General features: G+C 59.2%; 14 protein-coding genes and 1 pseudogene. 13 read left to right on the top strand and 2 right to left on the bottom strand.

Annotated elements, in window-relative coordinates; translation table 11 throughout:
- Nucleotides 1-333 precede the first annotated feature (333 nt).
- The 9 genes and pseudogenes from G1C97_RS12295 (at nucleotide 334) to G1C97_RS07695 (ending at nucleotide 6,716) form a co-directional block, all read left to right on the top strand.
- Nucleotides 334-1,428, top strand: coding sequence for a CpaE/TadZ family protein (locus G1C97_RS12295; protein WP_240951065.1), 1,095 nt, complete (start codon nucleotides 334-336; stop codon nucleotides 1,426-1,428).
- Nucleotides 1,418-2,497, top strand: a complete 1,080-nt coding sequence (locus G1C97_RS07725; RefSeq protein ID WP_169241318.1) for a TadA family conjugal transfer-associated ATPase — start codon at nucleotides 1,418-1,420, stop codon at nucleotides 2,495-2,497. Before G1C97_RS12295 ends, G1C97_RS07725 begins: the two co-directional genes overlap by 11 nt.
- The gene (locus tag G1C97_RS07720; RefSeq protein ID WP_277348173.1) at nucleotides 2,494-3,270 is read left to right on the top strand and encodes a pilus assembly protein; all 777 of its coding nucleotides are present in this window, start codon (nucleotides 2,494-2,496) and stop codon (nucleotides 3,268-3,270) included. The genes G1C97_RS07725 and G1C97_RS07720 overlap by 4 nt, the downstream gene beginning before the upstream one ends.
- A 35-nt stretch (nucleotides 3,271-3,305) precedes the next feature.
- A complete protein-coding gene (locus G1C97_RS07715) occupies nucleotides 3,306-3,911 on the top strand; it encodes a type II secretion system F family protein (RefSeq protein ID WP_240951064.1) in 606 nt (201 codons plus the stop codon).
- 525 nt (nucleotides 3,912-4,436) lie between these two features.
- The gene (locus G1C97_RS07710; protein ID WP_169241267.1) at nucleotides 4,437-4,724 is read left to right on the top strand and encodes a DUF4244 domain-containing protein; all 288 of its coding nucleotides are present in this window, start codon (nucleotides 4,437-4,439) and stop codon (nucleotides 4,722-4,724) included.
- A 4-nt stretch (nucleotides 4,725-4,728) separates the two neighbouring features.
- Nucleotides 4,729-4,927, top strand: a pseudogene (locus G1C97_RS12540) (TadE/TadG family type IV pilus assembly protein); the annotation flags it as partial.
- On the top strand, nucleotides 4,892-5,050 hold the full coding sequence (locus G1C97_RS12535) for a hypothetical protein (protein WP_417852219.1): 159 nt from the start codon (nucleotides 4,892-4,894) through the stop codon (nucleotides 5,048-5,050). The pseudogene G1C97_RS12540 and the gene G1C97_RS12535, both read left to right, overlap by 36 nt.
- Nucleotides 5,051-5,197: 147 nt before the next feature.
- Entirely contained in the window at nucleotides 5,198-5,566 is a 369-nt protein-coding gene (locus G1C97_RS07700) for an Rv3654c family TadE-like protein (protein ID WP_240951070.1), read from the top strand.
- A gap of 46 nt (nucleotides 5,567-5,612) precedes the next feature.
- Nucleotides 5,613-6,716: a diacylglycerol/lipid kinase family protein gene (locus tag G1C97_RS07695; protein WP_169241264.1), complete on the top strand. Its 1,104-nt coding sequence runs from the start codon at nucleotides 5,613-5,615 to the stop codon at nucleotides 6,714-6,716.
- Here the strand turns inward: G1C97_RS07695 and G1C97_RS07690 are convergent.
- On the bottom strand, nucleotides 6,704-7,312 hold the full coding sequence (locus G1C97_RS07690; RefSeq protein ID WP_169241263.1) for a TetR/AcrR family transcriptional regulator: 609 nt from the start codon (nucleotides 7,310-7,312) through the stop codon (nucleotides 6,704-6,706). The genes G1C97_RS07695 and G1C97_RS07690 overlap by 13 nt on opposite strands.
- A gap of 263 nt (nucleotides 7,313-7,575) precedes the next feature.
- Here G1C97_RS07690 and G1C97_RS07685 point away from each other — a divergent pair, with 263 nt between their 5' ends.
- Nucleotides 7,576-10,512: a DNA polymerase III subunit gamma and tau gene (locus G1C97_RS07685; protein WP_169241262.1), complete on the top strand. Its 2,937-nt coding sequence runs from the start codon at nucleotides 7,576-7,578 to the stop codon at nucleotides 10,510-10,512.
- Nucleotides 10,513-10,669: 157 nt separating this feature from the next.
- Nucleotides 10,670-11,281, top strand: a complete 612-nt coding sequence (recR, locus tag G1C97_RS07680; protein ID WP_169241261.1) for a recombination mediator RecR — start codon at nucleotides 10,670-10,672, stop codon at nucleotides 11,279-11,281.
- A gap of 98 nt (nucleotides 11,282-11,379) precedes the next feature.
- On the opposite strand, the gene G1C97_RS07675 is transcribed toward recR, so the two are convergent.
- Nucleotides 11,380-12,642: a class C sortase gene (locus G1C97_RS07675; RefSeq protein ID WP_169241260.1), complete on the bottom strand. Its 1,263-nt coding sequence runs from the start codon at nucleotides 12,640-12,642 to the stop codon at nucleotides 11,380-11,382.
- 579 nt (nucleotides 12,643-13,221) lie between these two features.
- On the opposite strand from G1C97_RS07675, the gene G1C97_RS07670 reads away from it, so the two are divergent.
- Together G1C97_RS07670 and G1C97_RS07665 are read left to right on the top strand one after the other, a co-directional pair.
- A complete protein-coding gene (locus G1C97_RS07670; RefSeq protein ID WP_169241259.1) occupies nucleotides 13,222-17,496 on the top strand; it encodes a SpaA isopeptide-forming pilin-related protein in 4,275 nt (1,424 codons plus the stop codon).
- A 156-nt stretch (nucleotides 17,497-17,652) separates the two neighbouring features.
- Nucleotides 17,653-19,788, top strand: a complete 2,136-nt coding sequence (locus tag G1C97_RS07665) for a SpaA isopeptide-forming pilin-related protein (RefSeq protein WP_169241258.1) — start codon at nucleotides 17,653-17,655, stop codon at nucleotides 19,786-19,788.
- Nucleotides 19,789-19,929: the final 141 nt, after the last annotated feature.

Genomic DNA, 19,929 nt, shown 5'->3' with positions numbered 1-19,929 from the left:
TTAGGGGGGACTCTGCTGGTCGGCTGGTTTACTGGGCGATTGGCTGGGTTGACTGACTGGCTACTGACGCTGGACGGCCGGTTGACTGGCTATCCGCTGACCGACCGACATGGGCCGACTGGCTGGCCGGTTGGCTGGCTGACGTGGGCCGACTAGCGCTCGCCAACTGGCGCTGATCGACTGACGCTGACCGACCGGCAAACCAACAACATGCCGGCGTGGTTATCCACATTTGTTGTGGATGACACGCCGGCATGTGCATAACTGGCAAGCTGGAACCACATAGGTCGTTTCAGGTTGCAGAGCACTTCGCCGATACGATTCAATCGGCGTATGAACAACAACAGCAATACTTCTTCTCGTTCGCGCGCAATGCAGCGCTCGCGGGATTCACGAGCCGCGGTGTCCTTCGCGCCGCCGCTTGATGTTCCGCTGCCGGATGATGATGCCGCCGCAGCCTCCGCCATCAGGCCTCCGGACATTGCCGCCGCAGTCCCGCGCTACTACACGCCGCCACCCAAGCCGGCAGCCTCGGGCAAACGAAAGCGGTCTAATACAGCGCCGGAGACCTTGCCCGCCACGGATACGGCATTGCACAATATCGTGACGATGACCGCCGGCCACGCAGGTGTGGGATCGAGCGTGCTTGCGGCCATGCTCTCGTGGGAGCTCGCCAATCGTGGATTGCGATGCGCGCTGGTGGATGTCGATTTCACTTCGGGATGCTTAGACCTGCTGCTGGGCGTAGAGCGCGAACCGGGTTTGCGATTCAATGAGGTCGAAGCTCCGCTCGGCCAGATCGAGGGCGAGGCGCTGCATTACGAGCTGACCGCATGGGAGGGTGTGCGTGTGCTGCCATACCACCCGTGGGATGGGCAAACTCCCGAATGGTGGGAAGTGCAGGCGGCCTTGCGCGCGCTGGCGCAAACGAATGATGTGGTGATTGTGGACGCAGGGCAAGGCGAGTTGGTGGAAGCGATTCCTGAGTTGCGTGACGCTGCGCAACTTATGGTCGTGGAATTGTCGGTACTTGGTTTGGCGCGGGCCAAGGCGCACAGGAATCGATTGGTGGCGTGGAAATGCGCAACACCGGATGTGGTGGGGATTGAGCCGCGAGGGGCACCGCGCGGCCGGGGCAATGTGGGCATCGGCGAGGCCGAGGATTATCTTGCGGCGGCGGTATTGGGTCCGGTACGACCAAGTGTGACTTTGTGCGGTGATGTGCTGGAAGGATTGGGCATTCGTACGGTGCCGAAGGGAAGCCGTAAGACGGTGGATGCTTTGGCTGATTTGGTGGAGCGTGCCGTACATCCGAGGTCTCGTGGCCGCGGCAATGGTGCCAGTCGTGGTCGTGGACTCGGCGGCAATGGTGTCCGTGAGAGTGGTGGCGCTTGGGATGATGAAGGCGCTTGGAGCGATGGCCGGTGAGGTGGTGCGCGGCCGTGATCGCAAGCGCGTGTGGCGGGGCGTGGCGTTCGGTTTGCTGCGCGAATTGGCACAAGATCCGCAGGTGACCGATGTAGCGGTGACGTGCGATGGTCGGGTATGGGCGGATCGTGGTACGGGGATGCGCGAGCATGTGCTGCAGGTGCCGTTTCGCAGTGCGCAGGTCGTTCGGGAATATGCGGTCCAGCTGTGTGCGCAATTAGGATGTCGTCTGGATGATGCCAGTCCCATAGCCGACGCGGCCAATGCGCAAGGCGTACGTGTGCATGCGGTGATTGCGCCGCTGGTGCCGCAGGGTGCCGCGATATCCATACGATTCCCAAAACAGGAAGTCATGACGCTGTCCATGCTGAGTCAGGCTGGACTGTTTCCGGCTGGATGGTTTCCGTTGATTACCGGTTTGGTGGCCCGTCGTGCCACGGTATTGGTCACCGGAGGTACCGGAGCAGGTAAAACCACATTGATTAAAGCGTTGCTTGGCCAATGCGATGACCGGGAACGCATCATCACGGTGGAGGAAGTGCGTGAGCTCGGCGATTTCGGCCACGCCAATCATGTCTCGCTGGTGGCTCGCGCCGCCAATGTGGAAGGTGCGGGCGCGGTAGGGCTTACTGATTTGGTGAAGGCCACGTTGCGTATGCGTCCCGATCGCGTGGTGTTGGGGGAGTGCCGAGGGGAGGAAGTGGTGGATCTGCTGCGTGCGTTCAACTCCGGGCATCACGGCGGCATGACCACCTTGCATGCGGACGATGTACGCCGTGTGCCGGCACGATTGATCGCCTTGGGGCTGCTTGCCGGAGTCTCGCCTCAAGCGTTGGCGGCGCTCGCGGAAGGCGCGTTCGACGTGGTGTTGCACGTGGAACGTATTCGTGGACGTCGTTGTATTACGCAAATCGGGCGTCTGCGTGCGAAGCCGGACGTGCATGCGCGGCTTCCCGCCGGCGGATTCTCCGATGGCCTGATGGGCGAAACGTTGGCGATGTGGGATGGAGTGCATGAGCCGCGTTATGCGTCGAATTGGGCTGATTTTCGTAAGGAGTGGAGCCTATGACGATAGCAATTGTCTGGTGCGCTATATTGATGGCGCTTGCGATGCTGATATGGCCTCGCCGTGGTTCCGGCTCCGAAAACAGTGCCGCACGATTGCGCGTGACTTCGTCAAAGTGGACTGGGAAGTCGCGGTCCGCGCATACGGAGGCATTGTCGGGTGACTCGGCGGGGAGTGTGCGGCATGTTGTGCGGCATCGTGCGCGGGATGGGCCGCTGCGTTCGGGCGCACGTTCGGACGCGCTTGACTCATGCATGTCGCGCGTGGGCGTCGCACAGGTGATCGCTGCCGTCATCGCACGAATGAACGGTGGCGGTACCGCGATGGAGGCATTCATGGAGCAAGGGTTGCGTCCGAGCGCCGTGCGCCGCATATCCGAGCCGAGATTGCGTACGTTGTTTGAGGCCCGTCGGTTGCCGGATGAGACCGCGCCGCAGTGCGCGCAGGTGGCTGCCGGAGTGGCGGGCGCGATAGCACTCAGCGAGAGACTGGGATGCCGGGCTGTGCCCTGCTTGCAGGCAGTGCTTGAAGCCTGGAGCCAGATGCGTCTCCTGCATGATTTGCGTGCGCAAGCGATGGCTGTGCCCAAGGCCACGGTCGGATTGCTGACCGCGCTGCCGGCCATCACGGTAGCGCTCGGCGAATTGATGGGTGCCAGACCGCTTTCGTTCCTGTTCGGTTCAAGGCAAGGTCTGTTGTGCCTGTTGTTGGGCTCCTGCTGCTATGTCTTGGGTCTGTTTTGGATGCGTGCATTGCTTAAAACCGTAGAGGGGTGAGGTGCGCCATGAGCCTAATGGCAATAGATTCGGCAATGCACGTGACATCTTGGTGTGCGGCGGTTGCGGCATGGCTATATGCCGCGAAACCGGCGAATGATACCCGTCTGCCGAAGTCAGCGGTTCGATCGGCATCGGCATACGACGTCGGCGCATCTGGCACCATGCTGATCTTGCATATGCTGCAGGCGGCTTTGCATCAAGGGGCTTCGATTCCCGGTGCCTTGGAGGCCGTGGGCACTGTTGCGAAAGGTGCTTGCGGCGGTGGTCTGGCGCGGGTCGGGGAGTTGTTGAATGCCGGTGCCTCTTGGCATGATGCGTGGAAAGTCGCGCTCGCCGGCGTGAAAGAGCCGGGCAGCAAGGAGTTGTCTGATCCGGGGCGTCCCTATGCGGGGACATCTCACACAGAGCTGGCGTTGCGCTTGGTTTGCGATGCTCTGGAATCCTCTTGGATGCACGGTGACGCTCCCGCGGCCCGTATTGAGGCGGCGGTGGAGCAATTGAGCCGCGACGAACGCGCACGCATAGAACGCGGCACCGCTAAGCTCGCCATACGTCTCCTTATGCCTACGGGCCTGTGTTTCCTTCCGGCATTCGTCTGCATCGGCGTAATCCCCTCCATCATTTCCTTCATGGTGTAGGAGCCGGTCTTGCGTAATGTCCCGCGACACGACGAACATAGTACCTGTAAATATATTAGTGCTCGTGCTCACTCGTACGGGAACGCATGATGATCTGTATTCAGCGAAAACCGCGAAGAGTCTCATTCGCGGGTATAAGGCTTCAGAACGAACAAAATTACGCTGAAATACATCTTGAAATACAGAAATAAACAAACGTTCTTTGATTTGAGTGATTAGCGATTGAAACGGATGCGGCTGGGCCTGCCATCTTAGTGCTCTCGCTCGGTTTTTTATCGTCCGGTCTTCTGCCTTTTCTGCCGGATCGATGACCCAACCAAATTGTTGCCCATGGTTATCCACATTTGTTGTGGATGACACGCCGGGGTGTGGATAACCGGGAAGCTAGAACCACATACCTCGTTTTCACTAGCTTTCGCAGACGCAATGCCGCACAGTGGAAGTACCTCGCGCGGGGCATCACATTCGCCAAACGGAGCAGACGCGACGCCGCGTCAGGCTCCGCAATGAAAGAAAGGAACGCCGATGAGCGATCTCATACCACTCACCGTCGGAAATCATGCCGCGGTCATTCCGCGCTTGCAGTCGCGTCTCGCCGAATGCAAAGCGGCGGCCAGCGAGCGCCTATGCCTCCTGGACGCCCGAATGCGTCTGCTGATGGCCGAGCCGGAAGAAGGTGCGGCCACAGCCGAATATGCGGTGGTATTGGTGGCCGCTACCGGTTTTGCCGCAGTGCTGATCGCCGTACTGAAGTCGGATGCCATCAAAACATTGCTGACGAATCTCGTCAAGCGTGCGCTGAACGTTGGGTGATCATATGACATACCGATGTTTTCGACAGTGGTTGGCCAGATTGCCGCCGGGATTCGAACGGGGGTCCGCCACCGCAGAGTTCGCTTTGGTGCTACCGAGCGTGGTAGCCATCGCTGGATTGATTCTGGCTTTATGCCGGGTGGTGGTCGTGTCTATGGATTGCCAAAGTGCGGCAGCCGCAGCCGCCCGAGAACTGGTGGTGTCTGATGCTCTGCCAGATTCTGGTGCAGGTTTTGGTGCAGAGTCTGGTGCAGATTCCGGCGGGGGAGGCGGAACGCACGGTGATGCCGCAGCAGTGGCGTCGCATGTTGCTGGCACGGAAGTGAGTCTGAACGTCGAGTGGGGGAGCCGGTCGGTGCGGGTTATCGCTGAATGCCCGGTCCTGCCGGGGCCGCTCGGGCTTACGCCGGTGAAAGTCAGTGGTGAAGCTGCCGCGATGAGGCAGTAGCGGTAATGGTAAGGGGATGCAGGTGATGAGGTCACGTCTCGAAGAAGGGTCGGGCACGATGGCGGGTGCCATGCTGGTCATGGTGGTCGCGGTGGCGCTCGCGGTGGCGGCTTGCGCGGGCAATCTGCTGATATGCCAGCACAAGGCGCGTTCGATGGCTGATCTCATCGCCTTTCAATCCGCGTATGCCTTGTGGTGGGCAGAGTCCGACCCGTGCGCGCTGGCGCACGATCAGGCCGATGTCAATGGCGTGCGTCTGACCGCCTGTTCGCTGAACGACGAAGACGTGCTGGTGACCGTCGCCGTGTCTACCATGGTTCCGTTCGTACCGCAGATTGAACAGTCGTCGCGCGCCGGACCGGTCTCGTGTGAGGAGCGGCCTATGAGTAGCTAATACTGGCCTCTGGCGGTCCATGGCGGTTATTCGCTAAGGTGAAGGCATGAGTGAACGTAATGAACGCCGTCGGGTCGTAGCTATGGTGGGCAACCCCATCTCAGACAAAGGCCGCGGTGCCAAAATCGATGCCGAGGTGCTCAGGCTATTGGAGGAAGCCGGGCGCATCCATGACTTCACGGTTATGGACCTCACTGGCACCAGTTTTGACGATTCCCTGCAACGGGCGCGCGAACATGCCCACGAATATGACTATCTGGTGGTGGTCGGCGGCGACGGCATGATTGCGCTTGGAGCGAATGCCGTAGGATGCAGCGGCAAGCCGTTGGGCATAGTCGCCATCGGTTCGGGCAATGATTTCGCACGCGGCCTGAAACTGCCGGTGAACCGTGTGGAGACCGCGGTGGAAGGCATTGTGGGTGCCATCGTGCGTGGCTCGCACATCGATGTGGATATGGGTCGAGTGACTTCGCTGCCGGGAGGCTATGCGGTTGACCCCATAGACCGGTATTACGCGGGCATGTTGTCTTGTGGCATTGACGCGAGCATCAACGACCGGGCCAATCATTCGCATCTGCCGAACGGTTCCGTGCGTTATTTCGCGGCGGTGCTTGTGGAGCTAACGCATATGAAGCGGTACGGGTACCACATCAAGGCCACGATGGCGGACGGCTCCACGGATGAGCGAGACATCATCTCGCCACTGCTGACGGTTGCCAATTCGCGGCATATCGGCGGCGGTATCGAGGTCTCGCCATACTCGTGCTTCTCGGACGGCGAGCTGGACTTGGTGTGGATGGACCACGTGCCCAATTTCGGCGAGTGTGTGCAAGCCATCGCGAACGCATATAACGGTCGTCTGCTGGCTTCAAAGGTATTCGGATGGGAACGTGTGCGCGAGATCGAGATCACTCGGACGAATGACGGTGCTGAGCCGCCGGTGCTGATGGCCGATGGCGAATACATCGGTCGTCTGCCGGTGCGGATTACGACCGAGAACCGCGCCTTGCGTGTGCTGGTGCCGCCGGCAGTGGCCGCGCAGGGCGTAGACGATTCGCAACGGACATGGAATGCCATCGTGCGTGACGGCCGTGCGCCTGAAACGGTGGATAGCCGCTCTCAGACGACTCAGGCGACTCAGACGATGTAGCTTTCGATGTGCAGCGTCTGCGCCATCACCTGCTTGATGGTGCAATCGCTGACGTCGGGATGCGAACGAATCAGCGAGATCAGGCCGATGATCAGCGTGAAGAACGTTTCATGAACGTTGGTGATCGGCAGTCCGTGCATCTGCTCGAAGTCGCGTACGGTGGTTTGGGCGATGTAGTCGGCGATGCGGTCCGCCGCGCGGTCGATGAACTTGATGTACAGTTCGGCGTTGCCGTCCTGAATCATCTTGTTCGAGAACGGGCTTTCGTCCGCGATCAGCGAGCGAAGCACGAGAACGATATCGTCAAGCGCCTTGTTCACATTGCCGGTCTCGCGTGCTGCGTTCCACTGTTCGAGCTTGGTGAGGATCTCGTTGATGACGTCATCCAACACGGCGTTCGCCACGGAATCCTTGTCTTCAAAATAGTGGTAGAACAACGAGCGCGTCATGCCCGCCTTGTCGGCAATGTCGGAAACGGTGATCTTGGAGAAGCCTTTCTCCAAGCAGATGCTTCGTGCGGCGGTGATGATGGCCCTGCGTCGGGCATCGCCGCGCTTCACGTTTTGATTCTCGTTTGTCGCGACGTACTCCGCCATGAGGCCCTCCTGACAACAACCATTGTTGACACTATGTTAATACTTGTGGAAGTCGTGGTGATTGCGCATGTTGTGCGCATTGCGTCGCTCGCATCGCACGCCAGAGTGACGCGCCGGACCAACGAGCCAGAACAGTCCGCCAAATCAGCCCACCCAAGCCAACACCCAAACCAACACCCAAACCAACGAACCAGACCAACCAAATCAAACCAAAGACTCCCGCGCATCGCGAATGTTAGTGAGGGCAAGGTAGGTTAGTAGCTATGGCACTTGCACTGTATCGTCGCTATCGTCCGGACACCTTCGAAGGCGTAATCGGCCAGGACCAGGTCACGGTCCCGCTGATGCGCGCGCTTGACGAAGGCAAGCTCACGCATGCCTATCTGTTCTCCGGCCCGCGTGGCTGCGGCAAAACCAGCTCGGCGCGTATTCTCGCCCGCTGCGTCAACTGTGCCAAAGGCCCCACCTCGCATCCCTGCGGCGAATGCGAAAGCTGCAAGGATCTGGCCACCGGCGGTCCCGGCTCCATCGACGTGGTGGAGATCGACGCCGCCAGCCATAACGGTGTGGACGACGCTCGCGAACTGCGCGAACGCGCCGGATTCGCCCCCGCCCGTGACCGCTACAAGATTTTCATCCTCGACGAGGCTCACATGGTCACGCAGCAGGGCTTCAACGCGCTGCTCAAAATCGTTGAGGAGCCGCCCGAGCATGTGATGTTCATCTTCGCCACCACCGAGCCGGACAAGGTGATCGGCACCATTCGTTCCCGCACTCATCACTATCCATTCCGCTTGGTGCCGCAGGAGGTCATGGGCCCGTATCTGGAGCAGATTTGCGCCAAGGAGGGCATCAAGCCGGAGCCGGGCGTGCTGAAGCTGGCCATGCGCGCCGGCGGCGGTTCCATGCGAGATACGCTGTCGGTGCTCGATCAGCTGATGGTCGGTTCCGTGGAGGGTGTCATCACCCATGATGCGGCCGTCGCGCTGCTCGGCTTCACGCCGGAAGCGCTGATCGGCGAGGCCGTTGACGCCGTGATCGCGCATAACGGCGAAGCGTTGTACGGCGTGATTCAGAAAGTGGTCGTCGGCGGTTTCGACCCGCGCCGATTCGTCGAGGATCTGCTGGCTCGCGTCCGCGATCTGCTGGTGCTCACGTTGGCCGGCGACCGCGCGGAATCCGTGCTGTCCGACACGGCTGAGGCTGAGGATATGGCCGATTTGCATCGTCAGGCGGGTGCGTTGGGTTTGGGTGCGCTCACCGGTATGGCCGAGATCATCAACGCCACGTTGGGCTCGATGACGGGTGCGATTTCGCCGCGTATGCGTCTGGAATTGTTGGCGGCACGACTGTTGGCCGGTAGCGAATCCGGATTCGCCGTCGGTGTTCCGGAGGCTGCCGGTGCCGCTGCCGGTGCGCCGGTGCGTAACGTTGGTGCTGCCGCTGGCCCGTCCGGATCGGCGGATGCCGCTGGTCGTAACGCTCAAGGTGGATTCGCGGGCGGTTCTCGCGGTGGATTCGCCGGTGCTTCGCATGGTGGTTTTTCCGGTGCGACGCGCAACCAGCAGACGGCACAGTCGGCACCGGCGCAGACAGCTCCCGTACAGTCGCCGTCCGTAGCCCAGCCGGCGACGGCACCCGCGACCCAATCGTTCGCCCAGCCGGTGTCCGCCCAGCCAGCCGGAACATTCGCCGGTCAGGCGGCAGGGCATGCCGCCAATAATGCTTCCGTTGATTGGAACAACGCCGGATTTGCCGGCGATGCGACCGGTCACCCCGGCTCGGCTGCACCGGCGACTGTCGCCCCACAGAGCACGCCCGCTCCTCAGACCGCGCCTGTGGCGGATAACCGATCGGTCGACGAAAAGTGGGATGCGGTCGTTGCCGCGCTGCCGGAAACCATTCGCGAATATGTGTCGCGAGACAAGGTGCCTACCGTCAAGTTCGGCCCGAACCGTAAGGGCTTGCCGTGCCTGTCGATGACGTTTGACCAGTCGCTCAGCCAGCATGCCTTCGCCTTGGCCGTGGATAACAGCGGCAAGAAGGCTGCGACCGTAGTGATGGATGCCGTACGCAACGAATTCGGCGCCAACGCGGTCATCGCGCCGACCGTGGTGGCGGCCAACGGCGAGCGGGTCGAATCCGTCAAGCGAATGAGCCCGGAGCAGCTGGCCAAGGTCAAGCAGCAGATCGCGATGGCCAAGGCCGGTCTTGCCGCGGCGAGCTTGGGCGGCGGTCTTGGCGGTGCGGCCGGAGTGCGTGCCGGCAGCGAGCCGAAAACCGCGAAGGCTTCCGGCGCGAGCCAGGAGGACGGCGGCGAAAGCCATCGAGCCGGGGAAACGGCCGGGGGTGCCGTCGGAGTTGATTCACCGGCCGAAGATCATCACGAACACCACAAGAAGCATGTGCCGGTACCGGATGTAAGCGACGGCATCGATCCGTGGGGGATTTCGTCATCTGCTACCGCATCGTCTGTCGCTGGCACGTCGTCTGTCGCTGGCACGTCGTCTGTCGCCGCGCCGCCCGCCAGCGCGCAGCCTGTGAAACATCCCGTGGAACATGCTGTGGAACAGTCCGTGAAACAATCTGATGACCCGTGGAACCAGCCTGTTTCCGTCGAACCGAGCGACGACCCGTGGAACCAGCCTGTGTCTTCCGCTTCTGCTGGTGCGGGCGATGACCCATGGAATCAGCCGGCACCGCAGCAGTCTCGTCCGATTGTGCAACCGCAGCAGTCGGACCAGTCGCAGCCTACGCCACAGACGCTGCAGCCGACTCCCGGTCAGGAACCGGACCCGTGGAATCAACCTATGCCTCCAGTCGGTCCCGAGCCAAACGATGACCCGTGGAACCAGCCGGCTCCCGTAGCCCAGTCTGCGCCCGCAAACGATCCGTGGAATCAGACTCCGAACGGTTCCCCGAATCACTCCGGGTTTGAGTCGCACCTTAAGCCGGCTGCCTACAACGTTGGAAACGCTGGAAACGCCGGAATCCAACCCGGCCCTGCGACCCAGTCCGCTTCCGAGCCGCAGGTTGACCCGGACGAGGATGAGTACTCGATGAGCGACCAGTCGCTCGGCGACGCCACGGCAATGAGCTTGGACGATTTGAAGGCGATGTTCGAGGTCAAGAAGGTGGAGGAGTTCGCCGCCGACGACCCGAGGAACCCGCGCAACGTGCAGACCTCCAAGTCGCTATAAGTGAGTCGCTGTAAATCTGGAGATCCGGGAAACCGGAAGTCTGGAAAGCCAGAGATCCGGGGAACCGGTAATCCGCCCTGCGCTCACGCCCTGCCTCCGCGCCCGACATTCAATCCAATAACCCTCGCAGATTTCACATTCCGTAAGGAGCAAAACCATGGCCTTGGCCTATGACGGTGCCATTCAGCGGCTGATCGACGCGTTCGGCCACCTGCCCGGAATCGGGCCGAAAGGTGCGCAACGCATCGCGTTCTATATTCTGTCCGCGCCGGAAGATGAGGCCCGCGAACTGGCCGAAGCCATCGAAGAGGTCAAGGCGAAGATTCGGTTCTGCGATATTTGCGGCAACGTCTGCGAGTCGAGCCCATGCCCGGTGTGCCTCGACCCGCGGCGCGACCGCTCGGTGATCTGCGTGGTCGAAGAACCCAAGGACGTGATGAGCATCGAACGTACGCGCGAATACCGCGGCCTCTACCATGTACTGGGCGGCGCCATCAATCCGATGGCCAACGTCGGGCCTTCGGATCTGAAGATCGCCGGTCTCATCAAACGGCTGGAAAGCACCGGTGCCGATGAGGTCAAAGAAGTGATTCTGGCGCTCGACCCGAATATCGAGGGCGAGGCCACCGCCAGCTACCTGTCCCAGCTGTTGCGACCGTCCGGCGTTAAGATCACGCGACTGGCCAGCGGTCTGCCGGTGGGCTCCGATCTGGAGTACGCCGACGAGATCACGCTCGGCCGCGCCCTCGCCGGTCGCCGCGAAGCCTAGTCGCCGACCTAACTGCTTTCGGCATAGTTACGTGGTTCGGTCATGAAATATAAGGAAAGCATCTCTGCAGACCGGCATGGCCTATATTCCTGCCAACATCAGGCTTTTTGACAGCCCGCTGTATGCGTGGGCCGTGTCCGTTCAGCCGCCTCGGTCGCCGCCGCTTCGGCCGCCGCCCCAAGCGTATCGTTGGCGCGCATGCCGCGGCGTTTCTGCCACGGCCACCACGCGGCGTGACGCATAATCAACGTGACCTGATGCCGTCGGGCCAGCCAGATGAACAGCCATCCGCCCAGTAGCGTCACGGCGGTGGTCAGTATGCCGATGTTGCGCCCGTCGTGGACGTCCGCCGGCTCCGGCGCGGGCAGCGGTATCGAGACGCGATGCCCGGAGATCAGCAGTCGATGCGTGTTCACGCCGTACGGGGTGCAGGTCATCAGCGTCACACGGTCTTCGCCCGGCACGATGCGGAGCTTTGACGTGTCGTCCGGCAGGATCACGGAGATGCGGTCCACCTTGTAGCCCAGCGTCTCGCCCATGATCTCGATGTAGAAGAAGTCGCCCTTGCGCACTTCGTCGAGTCGCGTGAACATCAGCGCCTGCACCAGACCGCGGTGTCCGGTGATCACGGAATGTGTGGAGGTGCCGCCCACCGGCAGCGACGAGCCGTACAGATGTCCGGCGCCGGAGGCCAGCGCCTCTTCGGAGGTGCCGTGGTAGATCGGCAGGTTGATGGACTGCTTGGGTACTTTGATGGTGCCCATCACGCCGTTGCCGGTGTCGAGCAGCGACTGGTATTCCTTGTCTTTGGCGGAGGCTGAATCCTTGCCGCTGGCGCGCGAGCCTCCTTGCTCGGAGGAGAACGGGTCGACGGCCTCGCCGAGCACCGGTTGGCCGGATGCCGCAAGTTTTTCGTTGTATTCGTGCGCGGCTTTGAGCTTGTCTTCCGCCTGTGGGTATGGCCAGCCGGCGACCGACTTGGCTGTGGTGGCTGTGGTGGCGGCCAGTTCGCGGTCGGATTCGAACTGCAGTGCCAGTGGGAAACATGCCACGCTGATTGCGGCGATCAGCAGAATGATGGTGATCGCGCGCATGATGAACAGGTTGCGCTGCAGCCGGCGACGTTCGGCTGCGATGTCGGTAACGTCGATTGTCTCGGCGAACGGCGTGGCTACGAAGGTTTTGCCGTCGGTTTGCTCGTCGGTTGGGTGAGTGGTCTGGCCGTCTGCTGGACGGACGGCTGAGTGGCTGGCTGGGTCGGTTCTCCGGCTGCCGGTCGGGCGGGGGCTTGCCGCATTCGACGCACGTACGCTCTTCACGGAGGTGTGCTTCCCCGCGGAACGTCGGTGAATCAATGCCATGATGTCCACTTTCCCTGATGATTGGTTTTCGAATCGGTCCCTGGTCGGCGCTGATGTTGCGTGGCCGTCAATGCCGTTGACGATGGGTCGGTACCGATGTAGCTGGGGCAAACGTTACTCCAAGGCAATCCCCGAAGTTTGGTGGTGCGATGACTGATGTCTGGACTATGCGCGGTTGGCGGAGCCGTCCGGCACCTGAGTTGTCTACAGGTTGTCTACTTTGTCCATGCCTCTGATAAATCGCTTTATAAAGGGTAAAGAAAGGGGGTGCGATGCTGCGAAAAAATGCGAAAATAACACGGAAATGCGAAAAAAGATTGTAATTTGCATAACAATTTGATAACAACATCGCTTTGTTTAACGCGTAAACAAAGGCGTAAAGCACTGAATTGATGCGAATGCAAAGGATTGCATAAACCTCGAATTTGACGAAAGCGCTTTCTTTGACAAGAGTGCGCAAGAGGGGTATTTCTGAAAGCAGCGGGGGAAGGCCCCTCAGAGGTTAAAGGGTATAGACGATGGTTTCTTTAGTGCGATGTTGCAGGGGAACTATCGACAAGAAGGAAGTTAGCCAGAGGTATGCACGGTAAGAACGCAAAGGCTACCGGATTCCGCCGTATCGCGTGGACGTTGCTCGCCCTATTGGCGGCGGTGGCGATGCTGCTGGTATGTTCCATGCCGGCTTCCGCGGAAGACACGGCTGGTGACGGAAGCAGCGATACGCAATCATCACAGTCCCAGAACGGTAACGGCTCCGGTACGTGGGCCGATCAGGCCGACGGCACCGCAACCGTAGTGCCCGGCACCACTGATACGAACTCCACGACCCCGTCCACTGACGGCAATACCGCCGACGGGAACGCTTCCGGTTCCGATTCCGGTACGTCCGGCAATTCGAGCGATGCTACGGACAATGCAAACGCAGATGACGCCACGTCCGACGGCACTGCTGCTGACGGTCAGCAGTCCGATCCTCAGGCCGTATCGCCCGCCGCAACCGGTGACTGCGCTGCTGTATCCGACTGGGATACGCTCGTCAGCTGCGTCCGCGACAATGTTCCCGCTGACGGCATCCTCGTCACCATCGCGAAGACCATCACCGCCCCGGCCAACAGCGGTCCGGTCACCATCGGCGGCAGTGTGACGCTCACCGCGGACGACGGCGTGAACCCGGCGCTGACCGCCTCCACCGGTGACGCACTCTTCATCGTAAACGGCAATCACACCCTTACCCTCGGCAAGGATGCCAACGATGCCAGCTTCTCCTACAAGAACGCCCAGCGCTGGCTCGCCCTGATGAACAAAGATGCTGCGGGCAATACCGGTACGCTTGTCATCAACAACGGTACATTCGACAACATCAAAACCCCGTTAACATACGACAAAGATAATCATGTGCGTAGCGACAACGGTGGATCGGTTGCGGTCAACGATGGTGGCACGTTCGTTATTAATGGTGGCTCGTTCAGCGATAACAGTGCTGCCAATGGAGGTGTGTTCTATCAGTTCTCCGGTTCCACCATGATTAACAATGCCACATTCTCCAACAACACCGCAAACGAAAAAGATGGCCAGATGGGCGGCGTCTACTACCAGAACGGTGGCTCCCTGACTATCAACAGCGGTGAGTTCAAGGAAAACAAGGGCTGGCGCGGTGGCGTGGTGTATAGCAACGCCGGCACTATCGATGTACATGGTGGTACCTTCGACGGCAACTCCTCAAACATGGCCGCTGGCGTGTTCATGCAGAACAGCAAAACTGATACCATGACCGTGGATGGCGGTACGTTCTCCAACAACAAGGCCGGTTCCAAGGGTGGCGTAATCCATAACAATGGCACGCTCACCATCACCTCGGCTACGTTTACCGGTAACCAAGCTCGTAATGGTGGCGGCGCGATCTCACAGGATAGTGGTTCCACTGCCATCGTTCCGAATCCCGTTACCGGTCAGTCGGTCATGTTCAAAGACAATGCACACACTGTAGCGGTAGATAATCAAGGTAATCTGAAGCAGTGCAACACCACCACAGGCGATACAGATGATTGTTGGAGGAACAATGCCGATGTTGGCGGTGGTGCCATCTACGCGTCCAGTGGCAAACTCAATATTCAAGGTGCCGTGACGTTTGACGGCAATTATTCCCGCGCCTGGGGCTATATGGATGGCGGTGGTGCCATCTATATAAAGGGTGAGCTGTGGGTGCAGAACGATGTCAAGGGTACCAAGCCTAAGTTCATCAACAACTACTCCGGTGTGGAGCAGCGCGGAGCTGACGGTACGGCGTATCGTGGCGGTGCAGGTGGTGCCATCTTCCTGCAGGAAGGCACCGTGCATAGTGAGCAGACTGACGAAACTAAGAAGTACACCTCCCGCGCATACATCCTCGGCGGCTACTTTGAGAACAATACCTCTGGATATCTTGGCGGTGCCATTTACACTGAGGCGAAAAGCGTGACCTATGTGGCCAAAGCTGTAGCCACCAAGAACACAGCCGGCCACTTCGGTGGCGGCTTGTGGCTATGCCCGTCCGGCACGGGTACCGCATCCAAGGGCGGCAATATCGCGTTGTTTGAAAACTCGGTCACAAATACCATTGATCCGAACAATTCCACCAATGGGTCTCCGTATCCCAATGACAAGGCATTCAGTGGAACAGCGCTGACGGCTTGGGAGACAGGTGGAGACAAAGACACGGACAAGGTGCATGGCACCGTAACCGATGGAGATGGTACGGAAGCGGGTGCCGATTTCGCCATTATGAACCCGATGTGGAAAGGCGAAATTGGGAGCACCAGTTTCCAGCTGATGGATACGTGGTTCACCGACCGCACAAAATCCGCAGTCGATTGGTATACGGATGGCACGCCTATCAAGTCGGCCAGTGGTTTCCAGGATTACTTTGCAGACCCGAAACCAGGTTGGCATACAGGCAATGACAAGGGTGGTACTAACCTTGCCGTCACCAAAACTGGCGGTCGTTATGGTGACGGGTCGAACACAAGTACCAAGATGACAATGGGTGCCACCCACACGCATGTCATCAATATGACCCGAACGAGTGACCCTTCCAAGGGCATCACCACCGGTATTGCGCTTAAGGCCACCAAGGCTGACGGCATGACTGATGAGGAGTGGGAATCTGCCAAGGCCGGAGCATGGAGTTCGGATGCTGTGCAGTTCACCAACAACTCCGCCCGTCTCTCTGGTGGCGCGTTCGCTACCAACGGTGATGTGAAGTTCTCCACGCCGTACACGGCTTCGTGGACCAAGGTAGACGCCAAGGACAAGAACCAGATCGGTGGCGCGACTTGGACGGTGAGCACTACTGGCACTGGTGCGACCAAGGAAGATGCGCTTGCTAGCGATAAGCTCGGCGGTCCGTTCAGCGCCGACTTCGACCCTGGCATGTGCGCCGCCGATGCGTCCGGCATCCTCACCGAAGCCGGCACGAAGGCATGGAACAACGGCATCTGCTGGAAGCAGGAGGTCACTCAGGATAAAACTACTCAGCAGTGGACTGTCACCAACTCGATGCGCATTATCGATAATCAGGGCGGCGACAGCTATCTCGGTGTCGATAACAACCCGGACGCCGGTGGATTCGACATCAACAACCTGCACAATGGCACGTACACGTTGGAAGAAACTTCTGCTCCGACTGGATATACGCCAGAACTGGACAACGGCTCTAAGAAGAAGTACACGTTCACCGTGAACAATGCCCAAGCGCAGTGGGACAACACCACCAACGTGGATAAGGAGATCGGTAACACCCGCCTGAAGGGTGTTTCGTGGGGCAAGGTGGATGTCGATTCCAAGAGCCAGGATTTGCCCGGCTCCGTGTGGACGGTGACGGAAATCAACGCTGACGACGGTACGAAGGTGAGCGGCGCTCAGCCGCACGAAGTGACCGACTGCGTGGATTCGGATACCGTGAACTGTGAGGTCGATAACAAGGACAAGGCCTTTACAGACACCGACGGCACTGTCGGCAAGTTCAATATCTTCGTGGATAAGGCCAAGGCCACCTACAAACTGGTGGAAACGAAGTCGCCCGATGGGTATTGGATGCCGACTGATAACACGTCCTACCGCTTCTTCAGCGTGGACGCCAACTCCGACGACAAGGTGCAGATCTACAAGTCGGACGGCAAGACTGAAGTGCCGAATAACGACATCACCAACACGCAGCCGAACGTGTCATGGTCGAAAGTCGCCAAGGACAACGGTGAGTTGCTCGCCGGTTCCGAGTGGGAGATTTACGGTCCGCTCGATAAGGACGGCAACCCGGTTAAGGATGCTAACGGCACCTCCATCGCCGTCACGGCCAAGGTGACGGACTGCGTAAGCGAGAACAACTATTGCGACACCCAGTCCAATGATCTGACCGGCGGCACGGACGGCACAGTCGAGAAGACCTACGCCGACGTCGATCGTGCGTCCGGCAAGTTCAGGGTCAAAGGCCTGAAGATGCCATCTGATGCGCACACTGAGTATACGTATCAGCTCACCGAAACCGAGGCTCCGCAAGGGTTTGTACTGTCCACGACCACGTACCAGTTCGTGATCGGACACAATCCGCCGACCTCGGATAGTGGATCTACAGGTGATGTGACAATTTGCACGCCGGAGACTTCGACTTCGTCGAAGGTGACTCGCGCCGCTGGGGATGCTTGCGCGCACGTGGCCGGCAACAAGATCGCCAATATTCGTCAGGTGACGGCGTTGCCGTTTACCGGTGGCGTGGATGCGCGTGAATGGCTGCTGTATGGTGGCGCGTTCGCCGTGTGCGCGGCCGTCGCTCTTGCACTTGTCAACGAATACCGCAAACGGAAGGGGCTTAACGGCTAGCCTCGCGGTTTCGCCTCCCGCACTCCCGCCGCGCCTGTTGTGTTTATGACGCAGCGTCAGACAGACATGTCTTACGGAGCGCATCGACTGATGTCTCCGACTCATCCAGAAACAAGAAACAAGAAGAACACAAACAACAGGAAGAAGGGTCTCATCATGAAGATGAGAAAACTATTCGCCGGCATCGCCGCCGCAGCCACCCTATTCGGCGGCTTAGCCCTCGGTGCCACCACGGCGAATGCTGTGGAGACTCCGCAACTGCCATATCAGCCTTTGGCAGCCGGTCAGGTGGATAATCAGGGCAAGGTGACTGCAGACGCCACGTTCAAGTTCACCGCTGACGATGCTGACCAGTGGGGCATCAACAACAATCGTAAGATTGAGGCGTACAAACTGGCTGATTACTACCAGTACGTTGATGTCGATGGCAATGCAGTGTTCGGTGTGCAGACTGCTGACGCCGCCAAAGATGGTGTCTCCAAAGCCCTGAAGGTAGCCCTGGCAGACGTTACTGCAGATGCGAATGATCCTTACGCTGGCAAGGTTCCCACCAATGCCGACACTCTGGCATGGGCTTTGCAGTACGGTTACCTTGACCAGTCTGCTAACAAGCCGTGGACCACGACCGATGGGTCTAATCCGACCACCGCAAGCACCACCCGTAAGTTCGCCGATACGCTCAACAGTAACCTCAATGACGAAACGGCTCCTGTTGCGCTGGGCGATCCTACGGAGCTGTCTTATGTTCATGGGCAAGGCAATCTGAAAGCTGTTGCCAATGATCCCAAGTCGTTCACTGCTGATCTGCCAGCCGGTATCTACTTGTTCCTCGATGTGACCTCTTATCCCAGCGGGCACATCAAGGATGGTACTGAGAATGATGCTGCCACCAATGGCAAGGTTGTTGTCAATTCTGCGCCGATTATTCTTGCTTCCGGTCATCTGACCGCCGACGGCACCACCAATCCCGTCAACTATCTATACCCGCTTGGCGATCTCGATGCTGGTGACAACACCGTGGCCTTTAAGAACCACGTGACACCGATCAACAAGACCGTCGATGATTCCGATAAGACCGTCTCTACCGGTCAGACTGTGCGTTACACGCTGAAGAGCACTTTGCCTCTGACGACGGGTTATGATCCGACGACCTACGTCTACAAGTTGACTGATTACCCGGGCGCTGGCCAGACTGTTTACCTTGACGGTATCAAAGACGCTAATGGTCACACCGTGGCTAACTCTGAGGACGGTAGCGACAACGCAGCCGCCTATGACGTAAAGGTGTATGACACCAATGCCGATGGCTCGTTGAAGGATGAGGATCCGAACACCGATGGCGTGCAGCCGTTGAAGACCCTTGCCGCTGGTACGGATTTCGATTTGACGACCACCAGCACGGATGATGCTGCAACAGCAGGCGTGGATGAGAGCAAGATCATCGCTGGCGTTACCGATAAGACGACCAACTTTACGTTGGACTTCAGCAAGCTCATCCAGTCCGCCGATTACAACAAGACTCCGTTGTGGGGCAAGACCGTAGTCGTCACTTATGTGGCCAAGATCACTGGCGTGCAGGGGGATGTGCCTAACACCGTCGAAGTGAACGACAACAACACCAAGGCCGAGCACGGAACCAAGCTCACTCTTGGTCGTTTCATGTTCACGAAGACCGACGCACAGGGACTGAGCAACGCCGACATTAATGGTGCCACGTTCTATATCGAACCTGATGCCAGCGTAACCGGCAACAAAGCCGTTGCGTTGAACAATCCTGATTGGAGCAACCAAGCTTTGGTTGCGAAGTACGATAAGAACAATGATGGTCAGGCATCGGACGAAGAAATCAATCATGTGGCTGATCCGTGGACTGGTGCTGGCATCAACGAATCTGATTCCCGCGACTACAAGCGGCAGAATGGCATCGTGACGTTCTCTGGCCTGGCAGACGGCACTTACACCGTTACCGAAACCAAGGCTCCTGCAGGGTATTTGGGTGATGCCATCTCCGTTCAGTTCAACGTCACCATCGAGGGCGGCAAGGCTGTATCCTTCAAGGGCATCGACAAGTGGGGCTTGGCTCCTACGGTGAATGAAACTCAGGATGCTCAGGGCAACAAGGTGGAAATCACCGACTACAAGGTGAAGAACGTGAAGAACATCACCGAGCTGCCGAAGACCGGTGCTGCGGGCATCATCATGTTTACTGTGATCGGTGCGCTGCTGGCTGGTGCTGCGGGTCTGGTGTTCACGAAGTCTCGCGCCACCAAGCGTGCGCTGCGTCACGTGTGATGTAAGTACGCTGTAAGGCAATAGCCAATACAGAGTCTGTGGGGTATGCGGCCTAGCGCTGCATGCCCCACATTCGTATTCCCACATTCGTATTGCATTGGCACCCGATTCGCACGAAAAGTGTCCCCAGACGTTTTCGCT

It is taken from the genome of Bifidobacterium olomucense (genome assembly GCF_012932375.1).
In the GTDB taxonomy this organism is placed as follows: Bacteria; Actinomycetota; Actinomycetes; order Actinomycetales; family Bifidobacteriaceae; genus Bifidobacterium; species Bifidobacterium olomucense.
The sequence above is the reverse complement of the archived record's forward strand: the minus strand, read 5'-3'. Positions and strand labels throughout refer to the sequence as shown.

Excerpts from the sequence above, each read along its gene's own strand:
- G1C97_RS12295 (WP_240951065.1), top strand. The coding sequence starts at position 334 with ATGAACAACAACAGCAATACTTCTTCTCGTTCGCGCGCAATGCAGCGC.
- G1C97_RS07725 (WP_169241318.1), top strand. The coding sequence starts at position 1,418 with ATGGCCGGTGAGGTGGTGCGCGGCCGTGATCGCAAGCGCGTGTGGCGG.
- G1C97_RS07720 (WP_277348173.1), top strand. The coding sequence starts at position 2,494 with ATGACGATAGCAATTGTCTGGTGCGCTATATTGATGGCGCTTGCGATG.
- G1C97_RS07715 (WP_240951064.1), top strand. The coding sequence starts at position 3,306 with ATGCACGTGACATCTTGGTGTGCGGCGGTTGCGGCATGGCTATATGCC.
- G1C97_RS07710 (WP_169241267.1), top strand. The coding sequence starts at position 4,437 with ATGAGCGATCTCATACCACTCACCGTCGGAAATCATGCCGCGGTCATT.
- G1C97_RS07700 (WP_240951070.1), top strand. The coding sequence starts at position 5,198 with ATGAGGTCACGTCTCGAAGAAGGGTCGGGCACGATGGCGGGTGCCATG.
- G1C97_RS07695 (WP_169241264.1), top strand. The coding sequence starts at position 5,613 with ATGAGTGAACGTAATGAACGCCGTCGGGTCGTAGCTATGGTGGGCAAC.
- G1C97_RS07690 (WP_169241263.1), bottom strand. The coding sequence starts at position 7,312 with ATGGCGGAGTACGTCGCGACAAACGAGAATCAAAACGTGAAGCGCGGC.
- G1C97_RS07685 (WP_169241262.1), top strand. The coding sequence starts at position 7,576 with ATGGCACTTGCACTGTATCGTCGCTATCGTCCGGACACCTTCGAAGGC.
- recR (WP_169241261.1), top strand. The coding sequence starts at position 10,670 with ATGGCCTTGGCCTATGACGGTGCCATTCAGCGGCTGATCGACGCGTTC.
- G1C97_RS07675 (WP_169241260.1), bottom strand. The coding sequence starts at position 12,642 with ATGGCATTGATTCACCGACGTTCCGCGGGGAAGCACACCTCCGTGAAG.
- G1C97_RS07670 (WP_169241259.1), top strand. The coding sequence starts at position 13,222 with ATGCACGGTAAGAACGCAAAGGCTACCGGATTCCGCCGTATCGCGTGG.
- G1C97_RS07665 (WP_169241258.1), top strand. The coding sequence starts at position 17,653 with ATGAAGATGAGAAAACTATTCGCCGGCATCGCCGCCGCAGCCACCCTA.